We start from the raw sequence: 14,650 nt of genomic DNA, 5'->3' as shown, positions 1-14,650 counted from the left end.
AGTCCAGGTAGCGAATCTCGACTTCGCGGAATTCGATCTCGGCGGCCTCGATCTCGAGCGCGATCCGGCCCTTGGTGATCGGCTTCGCCGGGGCGTCCGGGTGCTCCGGGTCGACGAGCCGGACGTGGACCCCGCGGTTCACGACGCGGCCGTTGAGGAGGTGCGTGATGCTGTCCCCCTTGGCGATGATCTCGGCCGTGTTCCAGCCATCGACCTCGTGGTCGCCGGCCAGGTGCTTCTGGTACTGGATCCCCTTGCCTCCGAGGACGCGAGGGATGCCGCCCTTGGGCACGTCCAGGAACGTCGGCATGACCTCATCCTTCGTCTTCGGGTCCACCCAGGAGTCGAGCTGGAAGCCGTGCAGCGCGATCAGGTCGCCGACGTTGGTGGCCTCCACCTGGAACTGGAGCGACCGCGGCCAGACGGCGTCCTCGCCCAGGATGTGGTAGTAGATGCCGGCGTCTCGCTTGAGGTCGTAGCGGGGCTGGAACTTCTTGGCGCCCCAACGATAGCGGACCCGCAGGTGATAGTTGCCATATTCCTTCTCCGTGGCGATATAGCCCATCACCACGAGGTCCCGGTCGGCGGCGTGCTTGTAGAGGTGGATCGTCCCGTCCTCGATGGTGACGATCCGATCGGGGTCGGCGTTCTTGCCGTGCTTCTGGAGGAAGGTGTACCAGCCGTCCAGGGTGCGTCCGTTGAAGAGCGGGACGAAGCCGTCGGCCTTCGCGGCGGGCTGGGTGGCGGGCTGCGCCGGCACCGACTCGGCCGCGGCGTGGTGGGGTCCCGTCAGGACCGACATCCAGATGACGAGAGCAAGCGGGAGCATCGCCGACCCTTCCCTTCCCGGCAAGGAGCTGTTGCGTGGCCACGACCCGGAAGGTTCCTCGCAACGAACCCCGGTGGATCCGAGTCAATGGCGTGCTATCTTGACCCCGCCCCCGGGGCCCGTCAACGACCTGCCGGCCTCGCCGGCGCTGAGGCGATCGGCGAGGGACCGCGGGCGGGGTCGGGCCTCGAGTCGGCGGCCGCGGGTCGGGAAGCGCGCCTGGTCCGCGTGGTCCGCGGATGCTGGGCCCGCCAGAGCGCGGCGCAAAGGAGGAGGATCACGGCGATGCCGGCGATCCAGAAGATCGCCTTGACCCCGCTCGACAGGGGAGCGGCCGGCGTCTCGCGCAGGTACTCGGCGAACGGCCGGGCGGCCGGGACCGGCCCCGTCGCCGGCGGCAGGTCGTCGAAGATCTCCTGCTCCCGATCCTTGATCGAGCGCTCCTGCGAGGGCATGTTCCGCCGATCCTTGCCCATGGTGCCAGCTCCCGGAGAACGGCCGCGGCTTGCGTGGATTCGGGACGTTGTCCGACTCGGATCAAGCGTAGAGCCGGACTCGCGGCCTGGCAAGGGAGGGCCCAAGCGGTGCTCACCGGGTCGCCCGGAAGTACCAGTCCCAGCAGGGCGGATACTCGCCGAGCTCGGCGGTGGCGGGGGCGCTCTCGTCCCAGGGGTAGAGGACCTTGCTCGGCCCTTCGACGCGGAAGCCGGCCTTCCCCAGCCGGTACTCGACCTCGAACGACGTCCAGAACTTCTGGCGGAGGCCCCGATAACGGAATCGTCCGAAGGCGAAGTCGTAGAGCCTGTGCTCGGCGTGGAGCGCGGTGAATTGTGCGGCCTCCTCGGGCGACATCCCGAGCTTCAGGGCCTGGTCGAGCTGGAGCATCGTCAGATACTGGATCGAATCGAGCGACGGGACGATCCCCAGGAAGACGCCGCCGGGTTGGAGCGACTCGCGGATCTCGCCGAGCGCGGAGTCGATATCGCGGATGTCCGGCATGACCAGCGAGTTGATCGCGATCGCCACGTCGACCCGGCCGCGGAGGTCGACCAGGCCGGTCATCGATCGCTCCAGGAACTCGACGCGCCCGGATCGTTCGGGCCCCAGGCGTTTCCGGGCCTGCGCGAGCATCCCCGGGGCGAAATCCAGGGCGATCACCCGGCCGAAGCCGTATCGGTCGAGCAGCAAGGGGAGCAGCGGGCCCGTGCCGCAGCCGAGGTCGAGGACGGTCTTCCGGCCGGCGTCCTCCATCGATCCCAGCGCGTCCCAGAGCGGGTTCACCACCCCGGGCGCGAACGGGTCGACGAAGAACTCCTGGTATCGCGCGGCGTGCCGCCCCCAGCTCCGCTCCTGGCTCGGGATTGCTTCATCGCCTCGGCCCACGCTCGCGAATCCTCCTCGTGCCCCGAAGGTCCCCCAGAGGGATTATGGAACACGGCGGGGGAAGAGGACGGCCCCGGACTCCGGGATCGGGAATCCCGGATCGGATTTGCGCGTGCTTGCAACTCCGTCCCGGCCTCAGGAACGAGGGCCCGACGATCCGGGCCTAACTCCCAGGGGGGTCAGGCGGATGACGTCGATCGCCAGGCCCTGCGAGGTCCCCATCACGTCGCGGCGATAGAGCCGCGGATAGCCGAGCCGCGGGTCGGGCGTGAATCGCATCACGACCTTCATCCCGCGAGGGCTCCCGAAGGGGCGATCGGACTTGAGCTGGGCGAGCTCGTCGGCGATGGTCGTGAAGAGGCCATCGACCCCGTAGAACCGCTTCTCCGCCGGCGACAGCTCGGACCTCCGCCCGTCGGCGGCGACTCCCTCAACCCGACGGACCTCTCCCCCCCGGACGGTCACGACGTAACGCCCCTCCACATTGCCGGAGCTCGTCCATTCGATGTCGTAATCCCGGATCCCTGCCTCTGCCCAGGTGTCGCGAGCCGCGGCCAGGGCCTCTTCCGTGACGGCCTGCCCGCCGGAGCAACGCGCGAAGATGCAGAGCGTCGAGAGGGTGGTGATCGCCAGCCCCGCGAACACGAGGGAAGGCCTCCTCCGTCGGCCGGAATGGGGCGCCGGCTCCTCGGACGCCGGGTCATCGACCGCCTGCTCATACGGATCTGTCGAGGGATCCTCGTCGTGCATCGTCCGGTTTCCTTTCCACCTTCGCGAACGTCCAGGATGACAGAATCGCGGCCGTCCTGGATAGCCCGTCCCGTTCGCTCGAAGCAATTTCATGACAAGACCTCACTTTCGGGGTAGGGACCCGAGGAAGTTCCGGTACTCGTCGAGTGGTGCGAAGCTCGTGGCAAGCGACGTCCGGGGCAGGGGGAGGTCGACGAGCAGGGCGTCGGCCAGGGCGTGGACGATCTCCTCCGGGGTCCCGTGACGGACGGCCTCCGAGATCCCCGGGTCATCCTCCAGGTGGAAAATCCAGGCGAGGAGGGCGAGCTGGCGGCGGGGAGGCTCCTGATTGATGCCTGCGGGCAAGCGGCGATCGCCGCGGAACCGGATGACGAGGTCATGCCAGCGGAGGGCGTTGGCTGCGTCCGAGGTCGCGGTGGGGAGCGGACCCCTGCCACCTCGAGGTGGCGGGCCCTCGGCGGCCGCGAGGGTTTCGAGCCGCGCCAGGTCCTCGTCCCCGAGCAATGGCCCGCGGTATCGGAGGCGTTCGGCGAGGCGGCGGATGGATTCGGCGGCGTCCGCGGGAGGCGGTTCCGCGACGTCGGATCCGAGGCGGTCAGCAAGTGAGGCCAGGGCTTCCGACATCCGCCGGATCTCCTCAACGGACGCGGGCCGCATCTCGTCGGGCGAAGCGGGCGGCACGAGGGAGGCCCTGGTCGGCTGGGGCTCGCGGTCGGCGGATCTCGGAGCGAGGGGCGTGCTGGGTTCCTCGACGGTCCCTTCCTGCAACCCTGACCGGCCGCGGAAAAGGACGAACAGGAGGGCTGAAATGCCGAGCAGCAGGGCCGCGAGGCCCAGGACCGCGGGGCGACGCCCGGGCGGACGTCGGGCCGTCTCGGTGGGGATGAGAAGATCGGGCTCGCCGGGCGAGCCGGGGAGAAGGGGCATCGCCATGAGATCGAAGAGCTTCTCCTCGCTGAATGCCCAGGTCGCCATCGACGCACGACGTCGGACCCGGCCGGGAAGCAAGTTCCAGACCGCGCGAGCGAGATCGTCGATCGGCTCGGAGGATCGAACCGAGACGCGCTCGCCGCGACGGATCCTCGCGGCGATGGAGATCGCTCGGTCCGTCTGGTTCGTGTCCGTCGGGGCCGGCCGTGCTGCCGCCCATGATGCCGCGGGGAGCGTGGCGTCCTCGTCCGCCGCGGTCCAGTCGCCGCGGAGGGAGCCGGCGAACGGGAACGGGCTGGCGCCGGATCTCGCGTACGATCGCGGATCGACGAAGAGCCCGTGGAAGGCGAGCGCCCCGGGCCGGCCCCGGTCGTCGGCCCCCTGGGGGAAGACGCCGACGATCATCCAGGGCCCTCGCGGCAGTCGCATCGCGAAGAGGGCCGCGCGCTCGGGAATTCCCGTCGGCCGCTCGCCGTACTTCTGGGCGGCCCGCCGGAGCGCGTCCAGCCACTCCGGCCGGCATCCCGCCGACCGGGCCAGTATCGCGTATCCCCGGTTCCAGAACGGGAAGCTACCGTAGACCGCCTGCTCGCACGGGATCATCCGGGCCTCGGATTTTCTCTGACAGTCGTCATTGACGGGCCGTCGCCCGGGATCCACGATGATCGAACGGGGCGAATCTGGCAATCGCGGACGTTAGCATCGCGGGGGACAATCATGAAGACACGACGCGGCTTCCTCCGGACATCGGCGGCGGGGCTGGGGATGGGAGCGGGACTCCTCGCGGCGCGGCCGGCGGGGGCGATCGCGGAAGCCGGCACGCCCACGCTCGCCGTCTTCACGAAGCACCTCCTGGGCCTCGATCACGAGCGGATCGCGGACTCCCTGGCGGAGATTGGCGTGACGGCCATCGAGGCGCCGATCCGGCCCGGCGGGCACGTCGAGCCGGCCAGGGTCGCCGACGACCTGCCGAGATTCGTGGAGATCCTCGGGAAGCGAGGGATCTCGATCGCGGTCCTCGCCTCGGGGATCAACGCCGTCGCCAGGGAGCAGCACGCCGAATCCGTCCTCCGCACGGCGAAATCGCTGGGCATCACGCGCTACCGGATGAACTGGTACCACTACGACATGAAACGCCCGCTCTGGCCGCAGCTCGAGGCCATCGGCCCGAGGCTCGACGAGCTCGTCGCCCTGAGCAAGGAGGTCGGGATCCTGCCGTGCTATCAGAACCACTCCGGCGTGGGGATGGTGGGGTCCGCGGTCTGGGACATGGAGGGCCTGATGCGGAAGCACCCGGCCGCGGAGGTGGGCTGGTACTTCGACATCTTCCACGCCCGCGTCGAGGGGGGCCTCTCCTGGCCCGTCCAGGCGAAGCTCGTCCGCGACCGGCTGGCCGTGGCGAGCTTCAAGGACTTCGTCTGGGAAGGGACGAAGCTCAGGGGTGTCCCCCTGGGGCAGGGCCTGGTGGGGCCGGAATACGCGGCGTCGCTGCGAGCCTCCCGCTTCGATGGCGTGGCCTCCCTCTTCCTGGAATACTTCGAATCCGAGCCCCGCGACGCCGGCTACCTGGCGCGGGCCGCCGCGGCGACCAAACGGGACCTGGAGGTACTCCGGTCATGGCTGAGCTGATGCCGGAGGCGACATCCGACGCCCCGTCGCGCCGGCGGACCTTCGGGCCCCTCCTCTACTCGACCCTGCTTGCCGCCGCCCTCATCGGACTCTACTCCGCGATCGAGCTGGGCGGCCCGGCTGTTCAGCGATGGCTCGAGGGACGCCGGATCGCCGCCGGGCTCTCCAGCCCGGACGCGAACGAGCGCCGCGCGGCGATCGGCCTGCTGCGGACCAGGGATCACGAATCCGCCCTGTCGTATCTCCGCCAGGCCCTCAAGGATCCCGACCCGGAGGTCCGCGCCGATGCGTGCGAGGGCCTTTACAACGGCGGCGAGGAGCCGGCGCGTTATGTCGACGCGCTCATCGGTCTCGTCGGCAAGGGAGGGGGGGACGATCGCATCGACTCGCGGTTGAAAGCCATCCAGATCCTGTGGATGATGCGCGGGACGCCTCGAGGCCCCTGGACGGGCAGCCGAAACGCGACGGCCGATGCCGATGTCGATCGCGGGGCGGCCATTCAACGGCCGACTTTCGAGGCCCTTTCTCCCCTGCTCGACGACCCCTCGAGCGAGATCCGGTCCGCCGCGGCGACGGCACTCGGCACCGGGGGGCCGCGGCCCGAGGCGTCCGCGCGGTTGGAGGCCGCGGCCGAAGATCGCGATCCGGTCGTGCGGCTGAGCGTTGCCAACTCGCTCATGCAACTGAGGGGCGGTGACGACCCCGTGGCGGCCCGGCTCCTCCTCCGCCTGGTCGACGATCTCGACGCCCTCGATCACATCCCCTTCGCGGTGCACCTGCGGCAGGCGGGTGAGGCGACGAGGGACCGGGTCTTCACCGCCGTGATCGAGGCCGCCCGGAAGCTCGAACCCGAAGCCAGGCTCCAGCGGATCGCGATGCTCGCCGGGGCGGGACCCGGGGCCCGCGCCGCCGTCCCGGCCCTCGAGACGCTCCTCGATCATCCCGACCTGGCCACGCGGGCCGCTGCGGCCGATGCGATCCTCTGGATCCAGAACGAGGGGCCTTTCGAGAATTCACCCGGCATGGGAAGCGCCGGGCCGGTCGAACTCGCCCGGATCACTGGTCCGCGGACCTCGCGAGCCATCCGGGCCGTGCTCATCGAAGCGGTCGGCGGCAAGGAACTCCCTTCCGACAGCCGCCAGGGGGCCCTGGTCTGGCTCCAGAGGATGGCACAGGCCGACCCCGGCGCCCTGGCCGAGGCCTCCGCCTCGCTCGTCCGCCAGCTCGGCGATCCGGACCTCGAGGTCCGCCGCACCGCGCACATGCTCCTCGGCCTGGCGATCGAGGAGGCGCCGGTTCGGTTCCCGGACTCATCCACCCCGAAGCCCCTCATGAAATAAGCCGTCCGGCTCACGATGTCCGAAAGAGAGGCAGGGGATCGAAGGTCCCGCCCAGGGCGTCCGCGGGCAAGATCCCCAGCCAGTCACGCAGTACGGCCGCATACACGCGTCGGAAATCGACCGTCATCCGCGGGTCGCCGTCCTCCAGGTCGGTCAGGTTCGGCGCCTCGCCGATCAGGCCGGGTCGGACGTGCTTGCCCGCGAGGATCAACGGGCCGGCGGTGCCGTGGTCGGTGCCGCCGGAATCGTTCTCCGCGAGCCGCCGGCCGAACTCGCTGAAGCAGAGCACGGCCACGCGGTCGGCCAGCCCCGAGGACTCCAGCTCGTGCTGAAACTCCTTCAATGCCCGCGACAGCTCGGCCAGGAGGATCGCATGCGTGTTGAGCTGGCCGGCATGCGTGTCGTAGCTCCCCTGCTGCGTGTAGAAGACGCGGGCCCGGACGCCGGATTTCATCAGCCGGGCGATCAGCGCCAGCCGCCCGGTCAGGCCTTCGGCGGATCCTGGATCGGCCTGCGCCTTCGCGCCGGCCATCTCCGCCACGCGATCGGCCGTCGCGTACGCATCGAGCGTGGTCCGCTTCACGAACGCGACCAGGTCATCCCCTGCGGGCGTCGTCACGTCGTCCTGCCGCGATCCTTTCGCATTCGTCAGGATCAAGTCTTCCTGGCGTTCGAGCACCGCGGGAGCGCTCCGATGACCGATGAGGGCCTCGGGTGGCATCCCCTCGCCGATGAAGTACGAGCCGGCGGAATCACCCGCCGCAAGCCGCTTGTCGAAGACACGCCCGAGCCATCCGGGTCCGCCGTGCTCCTCCGGGTCGAGCCGCGCCGAGTGCCAGACGGCCATGCTTCGAAAGTGCGACCGGCTCGGGTTGGGATAGCCCACGCCCTGGACGATAGCGAGCTCCCCGCGCTGGATCAGGTCCGCCGCTCCCGTAAGGCTCGGATGCAGCCCGGCCGAATCCGTGACCTTGATCAGCTTGCCGGTTTCGAGCCGGAGGGCCTTGCGGTTCCTCGCGTAGCCGTCATCCCGGAACGGGACGACCGTGTTGATCCCATCGTTCCCTCCATCGAGCTGAATCACCACCAGAACCCGGCCGTCCGCTTTCGGCTCCACGGAGCGGGCCGTCGCCGCCAGGAACCCCGGCACGGCCGGCGCCGTCGCCAGCAGCGAGGCGTTCCGCAGGGTTGATTTCAGGAAGCCGCGTCTCGTTGCCATGAGGAATCTCCTGTGGTGTGGATCTCGATCGACTTACCCGACCTGTGCCTCCGGACTGGACAGGATCATCGCGGCGGCCCGCCTTGCCGCCCCCGCCTCCGAGCTCGCCCCGGCCCGCGCCTCGGCGACGATCCTCGCCTTCCAACCTCCGCCGGGGTCTTTCCCCAGGCATCGTCCCGCCAGGTCCGCGACGAGTCGCTCGGGGGTTGTGTCCCGGAGAATTGCGGGCGGTCCGTCAAGGCCGAGCTCCTTCCACGATGCCAGTGCCGTCGCGAAGTTCGCCCGCGCGACCATCCCCCGCGTGCTGAGCCAGGCCCGGCCCTCCCGCCAGCCGCCGACGTTCGGCGGATAGAAGAGGTCCTGCCCGATCCGCGCACACCACTCCGCCAGCCGCAATGTCCCGGGCATCGGGTCGCAGCACTCGAGCGACCGCACCGCGCCGACCACGAACTCCACGGGCCCGATGACCCGGTTGCCGAGGTTGGCCTCGGCGAAGAAGGCCCGCGATCGGAGGATCGTCGCCACCCCCCAACCGACGTCCAGGCCATGCGTCCTCAGTCCTTCCGCCAATTCGTCGATCTCCCCGGACGAGACGGCCTTCTCCCCCAGGAACGTCTCGCAGAGCCGCCCCGCGATTCGCCTCGCCGTGGCCGGATGGTCCAGGAGCAGCCGGACGAGGTCCGCGCCGGTCCATCGCCCCTTCTGGCCGAGGATGATCTTCTCGCCGTCGTCGTGCGCCGCGACGTTGTCGAGGAATTCGCCCTCGCGAATTGTCCAGCCCGCGAGGGCTCGCGCGGCGTCCTTCACGTCGGCCTCGGTGAAGTGGCCGATGCCGAGCGTGAACAGCTCCATCAGCTCGCGGCCGAGGTTCTCGTTCGGGTGCCCCTTGCGGTTCGCCGGGGCATCCAGCCAGGTGAGCAACGCCGGGTCGCGGACGGCCGCGTTCAGCAGCTCGCCGAACGGAGCCCGGGCGAGCCGGCGGAAGGTGTCGATCTGCCGCCGCATCGCCGCCAGGTCGTCCACCTTCCGGTTGCTCGTCGCGAAGTGGTTGTGCCACATCAGGGCGAGCCGTTCGCCGAGCGCATCGGGCGAGGCCAGCATGCGGAAGATCCACCATGCCTTGAGTCGCTGCGGGTCGCGCGACTCGACCGCGGCGTCGCCGATCCGCCCGGCGATCTCCTCCAGGTCGGAGCGAGTCCCCGCCTCCTGGCCGTGCCCTTCGAGCACGCGCCGAAGGCTCGACTCGTGCCCCTCGCGAAGGTCCCGCTCGACCTCCGCCCGCGTTGCCGCGAACCCCGCGCGGCGGTGCAGGTGGGCGACGCGGCGGAGGTCCCAGGGGGCCTCGGGCGAGGGATGGTACGCGGCCCACGGGCCCTCTTCCGCGGATCGGGTCTTCGAGGGTTCGAGCATGTTCCATCCTCCCCGTTGAGCCCGATGGAATCACTCCGCGGGCTTCACGGTCAGGTCGCCGAGGTCTCGGGACTCGCCGGACTTCACGACCACGTCCTTCACCACGTCCGTCAGCCGGCGTCTCGTCTGGACGTAGATGTCGTACTTCCGTCCCGGGAGCAGGGCCTCGGCACGGAAGCGGCCGTCCTTGTCCGTCTTGACCGGGCCGGCGAACGACGCGCGTTCGTGCGTCGCGTCCCCGATCGGGGAGAACGACACGAGGTCGGCCCCCGCCAGCGGCAGGCCGGCGGCGTCCACGATCCGGCCCGACAGCCGGCCGGCCGGTTCCAGCTTCACGGCGATGGGCCCGGCCTCGTCCGGCCGGATCACGTACGAGCCGGCGAGTTTCAGGCCGTCGTGGCAGACGAGGACGTCCCGGTCGCTCCCCTCGCCGATCCCCTCGACGACGAACTCATCCGCCGGCAGCGGCTGCGGCGTCCACGACCGGAAGTGGTCCTGGAGGCCTTCCACCCTGGCCCCGGTAACGGGCCGTCCGTCCGGGCCGACGACCTTCCCCCGAACCGTCTTGCCCCGGTCGAGCGCGATCTCCAGGGAGACCGACTCGTCGCCGACCGCGGGGCTGATCACCCCCAGCGAATGATAGTTCTTGGGCACAAGATAGGCCGGCTCGGCCTCGATCATCTCCAGATTGCGGTCGCCTTTCCTGGCCCCGGGGATCTTGTCGGCTCCCGCGCCCAGGAGGTAATGCTCGTTGCCGACGCGGACGCCGATCACGCCAGGCCCCGGCATCACGGCGAATCGGAACCTACCGTCGGGATCGGTCTCGTTAGGCATCGCTGCCCGGATCGTCCCGTAAGGGGGGTAGCTCTTGGAGTGGGGATTGCCCCGGAGGATGTAATAGGAGAAGTTCGCCTTGACCCCCTTGCCGGTCCCCTTCTCGACGACGCGGCCGGTCGCCCAGACTCCGCGCTTGAGCTGCAGGTCCACGAGGATTGGCTTCCCGACCTCCGACTTGCCCAGCGGCTTCACCGTGGGAAGGTAAGGCGGACCCTCGTAACGATTGACGAGGAGGGCCTGGTCGTCGTTGAAATTGGTCTTCGGCGGGATGCCGGTGAGCCGGTAGCGGCCGGTTGCGTCCGTGACCGTGCTGAGCGTGCGGAGCGGGTTGCCGAAGAGGGCCGCGGTCTCGACGACCGCCCCGGCGATCGGGGCGCCGGTGTCCTTGTCGGTGACGGTGCCGGACGCCTCCAGCCCCGGGCCGGCGACCAGGTCGAAGCCGGTGCCGTGGTAGCTGATGTCATGGCTGCCGTTGTTCCCGGGGAAGTCGGGATAAGTCATCTTCGCCATCGGTCGCGTGGCGGCATACTCGAATCGCGTCTCGATGCCCGGCCCGGAGATCAGGAGCGACGCGATCCGCTCGCGGCCCAGGCCATTGATGGTGAACCGGCCCTCCGCATCGGTCGTCTGCGCCGGGAAGAACCCGGCAACGTCCCGGAGCGCCCAGGACCTTAGCGTGGAGTATTCCACGGGGTACGCCGTCTTCTCCGCCTTCAGTCGCTCGATCCACGGGGCGAGCGAGCCGCCCGGGTGCCAGAGCACGCCCACGACCTGGACGGTGGCGCCGGCGACCGGCCGGCCCTGGATGTCCAGCACGCGGCCTCGAAGCGGGACGTCATCCTTGACCAGCCGGAAGGTCGCCACCTCGTCCTTCTCCGCCGGGTCGGCGAGGGCGGGGCCATGGCCCTCCGCCGTCACGACGGCCTGGGACAGCCACCGGTCCTCCGGCCTGGCTTCCTGCGGGTAGCGGAACGTGCCGTCGTCGCCCGTCGTACCGATGAGGGAGGGCCGATCCGAGTGGTTCGGATGGCGATTCCATCCCGAGCCTTGACGGGAGAGATACACCTTCGCCCCGGCGAACGGCTTGCCATCCGGGCCGAGCGCGCGTCCCTTACGCTGCGTTGTGGTGCTGTCCATGGCTGGCCCACCCTTGGTCTCCTCCGCCCCGGCCTTGGCGGCAACTCCGGAGGGATCGGCGCCCGCGGACGCCGGCCGGAGCGTCAGCGGCGAGAGCCCCAGGACGGTAGCGGCCGACACCGCGGAGATTCCCAGAACCCAGGATTCCGGACAGGTCGGTTCGATCTGGATCCCCTGGTCGAGAAGCAAGGCGATCCTCCTCCGGAGCTGGGACGGACTCTCGAAGAGCGCGAGCGATCCGCCCGCCGCGAAGGGCGCCGGGGAGGACACGCTCCGCGACCACGCCAGCAGGACCTCTGCGTAACCCAGCCGCCCCTGGGCGCCGGCCGCCGAGGCGTCCGCCAGGGCCTCCTGGTCGTCGCGGATCCGCCGCCGCAGCCACCAGTACGCCGGGTGGGCGTACAGGACCGGCAACAGCAGCCGCGAAAGCGCGATCAGCCATAAATCACGGTTGCGAATATGAGCCCATTCGTGCGCGATCGCTGCTTTCAGATTGGACTCCGGCTCATCCTGAACGAACCGCGCCGGCAGGATGATCGCCGGCCGCAGCACGCCCACGGCCACGGGAAGATGGAGCGACTCGCTGATGAGCAACTCCGGGGCACGACTATCCCTGCCGATGACCCTCGCGAGCAGCCCTCGTAACGCTACCCCGGCCATCCGCGATCGCCGCCTCAGCCTCTCCGTCTGCCACCAGCCGAGGGCCAGCCAGCCGACCATCAGCCCGGACCCGCCGAGGAACGAGCAGACCGCGAGCGTCCACCCGTCCGGGACCGTCATCGCGGGCCCCGCCGGCGGCGCAATCACGGCCGAGCCGGCCTCCTCCGCCACGGGAGTGATTTCGGCCGGTCTCGCTGCGGTCCGCTCGAACGTCCGAGCCGGCTCAAGCACCGTCGGTCCCGTCGCGGGGAGCAGCCCCGTCGCCCCGGCCTGCGTCCTCAGATGGGTCTTCGGCCCGATTGGTATCAGGCCCAGGATCGTCAGCGAGAGCAGGCCGCCGAGCGCCGCCCCCCCGAGATAAAGGCGCCGCGCCGGCTGCTTCAGGACGAGCATCGCCGCGATCGCCCCGAGCAGCACGAGCGTCGCCGCGGCGTAATAGTCCGCGAGTCCATAGCCGACCCGATCGAGATCGAAGCTCATCGCGTCCCTCCCTTCGGCTTGTCGTCCCTCGCCTGCGCCCGCTTCTTGGCCTCGGCGATCATCGCCTCCAGCTCCTCCAGCTCGCCCACGCTCGGGGGCTTCGCCTGGAGCGCCCGGGCGACGTACTCCCCCATCGCCCCGTCGAACACCTGATCCAGGAACCCGCCGGCGAGACGGCGGAAGACGCTGTCCCGCCGGACCTTCGCGAAGTAGGCGTAGGCCTTCCCCGCCGACTCGTGCCCGACGAGCCCCTTCTGCTCCATCGTCTGGAGCAGGCTCAGGGCCGTCGTGTACGCGAGCTCCCCGTCCCGGGGCTTCAGCTCCCGGTAGATCTCCCGCACGGTCGCGCGACCCAGCCGCCAGAGGACCTTGAGCGCCTCCAGCTCCCGGGCGGTCGGTGAAACATCAGGCATCATTGATTCCTACGAGAAGGGCCGTATCAACGTCCCTTATCGTACGTCTCGTCCCGTAGATGTCAACGATCTTTTCCGCGATCTTCCTGGCCGGCTCGCCCCGCGAGATCCGGCCCCGTCCGGCGCCCGGGCGGGCCGCGGATATCGTCAGGTGCCCATGCATTCGAAGGCATGGCAAGGCGGGCCGGGCGGCGATAGGATGGGCGCGTGTCGCCTTCCGGTTCGGGGCATCGTCCTTTCACCATGCGGGAGTCGCGGGCCATGACGCACGATCCTACCGGCAGCACCAGCACCGATCGCCGCTCGTTCCTCCAGGCCGGGGCCGTCGCCGCCGCGGCCGTGAGCGTTGGCCATGCCGCCGAAGCCCAGGAGCCGGACCGGGGCAAGCCCGAGGCTGCGGACAAGGCCCTGGGCATCCCCCGCAGGCCGCTCGGCAAGACCGGCATCGACGTCACCATGCTGAACGCCGGGACCGGCCGGGGCGCGGGCATCCAGCGGATCCTCCGGTATGCGTATTCCCAGGGCATCCGCTGCTTCGACACCTCCCAGCGCTACCAGTCCGAGGGGGACTTCAAGCAGTGGTTCCAGGCCGAGCCCGCCGTCCGCAAGGAGGTCTTCGTCGTCACCAAGGACCTCCCCAGGACCCCCGCCGAGATCATGCCCATGCTCGACCAGCGGCTGGCGGCGATGGGCACCGACTACGTGGACCTCTTCTTCGTCCACAGCTTCGGCGACAACCACTCGCTCGATGACGCGATCGCCTACGTCAAGAGCAAGGAATTCAAGGAGGCCGTCGCGGCCGTCAAGAAGGCCGGCAAGTCGAAGCTCGTCGGCATCTCCACCCATCACAGGAACCGCGCCCAGATCCTCCAGGCCGCGGCCGAGGGGGGCATCGTGGACGCGATCATGGTCCAGTACAGCCCCTGGCTCGACAAGGACGCGCCGCTGAACAAGGCGCTCGACGCCTGCCACAAGGCCGGCATCGGGCTCATCTCCATGAAGCAGCTCGCCGGCCACTTCCTGGGCACCGGCCAGAAGCGGAACATGCTCGACGAGGTGAAGGAGAAGGTCCCGATGCTCGCCGAGAAGAACCTCACGCCCTTCCAGGCCCTGCTGCACGCGATCTGGACCGACGAGCGGATTGCCTCGTCGTGCGTGTCCATGACCAACACGGACCAGATTCGGATCAACTCCGACGCCGCCCGCCGCTTCGCCCCGCTCAAGGCCGCCGACCTGAAGTCCCTCCGCGACGCCGACCTCGCCCACGGTCCGATGCTCTGCGCCGACTGCGACGGCCGCTGTTCTCACGCCGCCGGCACGACCGCGGCACTCGGCGACCTGACGCGGTTCCTCACCTACCACGAGCACCACGGCCTGAGATCCCACGCCCGCGAATGCTACGACGCCCTCCCCGCCGAGGCTCGCGACTGGCAAGGCGCCGACCTGGAGGCCGCCCGCGCGGCCTGCCCCAGCAAGCTCGACTTCGCCCGCCTGCTGCCCGAGGTCGACCGTCGGCTGTCATAGGAATCGAACCACAGAGGCACAGAGGCACAGAGAAGACCGGAAGTGGATTGAGGCGGGAAGGGAAGGAACGAGGAGCAATAGGGGGCGGGCGATTCTCGGCGAATTCGCC

General features: G+C 69.7%; 12 protein-coding genes. 3 read left to right on the top strand and 9 right to left on the bottom strand.

What is annotated here, in order from left to right; genetic code table 11:
• From G6O54_RS27615 to G6O54_RS27595, 5 genes are all read right to left on the bottom strand, one after another.
• Window positions 1-829, bottom strand: an 829-nt coding sequence (locus G6O54_RS27615; protein ID WP_250847121.1) for a 3-keto-disaccharide hydrolase, incomplete at its 3' end; no start/stop codon positions are given.
• A gap of 122 nt (window positions 830-951) precedes the next feature.
• Entirely contained in the window at window positions 952-1,305 is a 354-nt protein-coding gene (locus G6O54_RS27610; protein WP_165230687.1) for a hypothetical protein, read from the bottom strand.
• A gap of 112 nt (window positions 1,306-1,417) precedes the next feature.
• Window positions 1,418-2,212, bottom strand: a complete 795-nt coding sequence (locus G6O54_RS27605) for a class I SAM-dependent methyltransferase (protein WP_250847120.1) — start codon at window positions 2,210-2,212, stop codon at window positions 1,418-1,420.
• 135 nt (window positions 2,213-2,347) lie between these two features.
• Window positions 2,348-2,962 carry a DUF6174 domain-containing protein gene (locus tag G6O54_RS27600; protein ID WP_250847119.1) on the bottom strand — a complete coding sequence of 205 codons (615 nt, stop codon included), beginning with the start codon at window positions 2,960-2,962 and terminating at the stop codon, window positions 2,348-2,350.
• 102 nt (window positions 2,963-3,064) lie between these two features.
• Window positions 3,065-4,495, bottom strand: a complete 1,431-nt coding sequence (locus G6O54_RS27595) for a hypothetical protein (RefSeq protein ID WP_165230684.1) — start codon at window positions 4,493-4,495, stop codon at window positions 3,065-3,067.
• 114 nt (window positions 4,496-4,609) lie between these two features.
• Between G6O54_RS27595 and G6O54_RS27590 the strand changes: the two genes are divergently transcribed.
• Window positions 4,610-5,521 (top strand): sugar phosphate isomerase/epimerase family protein, encoded by a 912-nt coding sequence (locus G6O54_RS27590; RefSeq protein ID WP_165230681.1) that lies wholly within the window; start codon window positions 4,610-4,612, stop codon window positions 5,519-5,521.
• Entirely contained in the window at window positions 5,509-6,861 is a 1,353-nt protein-coding gene (locus G6O54_RS27585; RefSeq protein WP_165230678.1) for a HEAT repeat domain-containing protein, read from the top strand. Before G6O54_RS27590 ends, G6O54_RS27585 begins: the two co-directional genes overlap by 13 nt.
• Before the next feature lie 10 nt (window positions 6,862-6,871).
• Here the strand turns inward: G6O54_RS27585 and G6O54_RS27580 are convergent, their stop codons facing one another.
• The 4 genes from G6O54_RS27580 to G6O54_RS27565 are packed head-to-tail and all read right to left on the bottom strand — an operon-like array spanning window position 6,872 to window position 13,017.
• Complete coding sequence (locus G6O54_RS27580) at window positions 6,872-8,080, bottom strand: DUF1501 domain-containing protein (protein WP_165230675.1); 1,209 nt, start codon at window positions 8,078-8,080, stop codon at window positions 6,872-6,874.
• Between the two features lie 33 nt (window positions 8,081-8,113).
• Window positions 8,114-9,490: a DUF1800 domain-containing protein gene (locus G6O54_RS27575; RefSeq protein ID WP_165230672.1), complete on the bottom strand. Its 1,377-nt coding sequence runs from the start codon at window positions 9,488-9,490 to the stop codon at window positions 8,114-8,116.
• A gap of 30 nt (window positions 9,491-9,520) precedes the next feature.
• Window positions 9,521-12,604, bottom strand: coding sequence for a M56 family metallopeptidase (locus tag G6O54_RS27570; RefSeq protein WP_165230669.1), 3,084 nt, complete (start codon window positions 12,602-12,604; stop codon window positions 9,521-9,523).
• Complete coding sequence (locus tag G6O54_RS27565) at window positions 12,601-13,017, bottom strand: BlaI/MecI/CopY family transcriptional regulator (protein WP_165230666.1); 417 nt, start codon at window positions 13,015-13,017, stop codon at window positions 12,601-12,603. Before G6O54_RS27565 ends, G6O54_RS27570 begins: the two co-directional genes overlap by 4 nt.
• Before the next feature lie 261 nt (window positions 13,018-13,278).
• On the opposite strand from G6O54_RS27565, the gene G6O54_RS27560 reads away from it, so the two are divergent.
• A complete protein-coding gene (locus tag G6O54_RS27560; protein ID WP_165230663.1) occupies window positions 13,279-14,541 on the top strand; it encodes an aldo/keto reductase in 1,263 nt (420 codons plus the stop codon).
• Window positions 14,542-14,650 lie beyond the last annotated feature (109 nt).

The organism is Aquisphaera insulae, from assembly GCF_011064615.1.
In the GTDB taxonomy this organism is placed as follows: domain Bacteria; phylum Planctomycetota; class Planctomycetia; order Isosphaerales; family Isosphaeraceae; genus Aquisphaera; species Aquisphaera insulae.
Note: the sequence above shows the minus strand (reverse complement) of the source record. Positions and strands in the feature narration are given on the sequence as shown.

Coding starts and splice junctions, on each gene's coding strand:
- G6O54_RS27590 (WP_165230681.1), top strand. CDS start 4,610: ATGAAGACACGACGCGGCTTCCTCCGGACATCGGCGGCGGGGCTGGGG.
- G6O54_RS27560 (WP_165230663.1), top strand. CDS start 13,279: ATGACGCACGATCCTACCGGCAGCACCAGCACCGATCGCCGCTCGTTC.
- G6O54_RS27570 (WP_165230669.1), bottom strand. CDS start 12,604: ATGAGCTTCGATCTCGATCGGGTCGGCTATGGACTCGCGGACTATTAC.
- G6O54_RS27565 (WP_165230666.1), bottom strand. CDS start 13,017: ATGCCTGATGTTTCACCGACCGCCCGGGAGCTGGAGGCGCTCAAGGTC.
- G6O54_RS27575 (WP_165230672.1), bottom strand. CDS start 9,490: ATGCTCGAACCCTCGAAGACCCGATCCGCGGAAGAGGGCCCGTGGGCC.
- G6O54_RS27585 (WP_165230678.1), top strand. CDS start 5,509: ATGGCTGAGCTGATGCCGGAGGCGACATCCGACGCCCCGTCGCGCCGG.
- G6O54_RS27580 (WP_165230675.1), bottom strand. CDS start 8,080: ATGGCAACGAGACGCGGCTTCCTGAAATCAACCCTGCGGAACGCCTCG.
- G6O54_RS27600 (WP_250847119.1), bottom strand. CDS start 2,962: ATGCACGACGAGGATCCCTCGACAGATCCGTATGAGCAGGCGGTCGAT.
- G6O54_RS27610 (WP_165230687.1), bottom strand. CDS start 1,305: ATGGGCAAGGATCGGCGGAACATGCCCTCGCAGGAGCGCTCGATCAAG.
- G6O54_RS27595 (WP_165230684.1), bottom strand. CDS start 4,495: ATGATCCCGTGCGAGCAGGCGGTCTACGGTAGCTTCCCGTTCTGGAAC.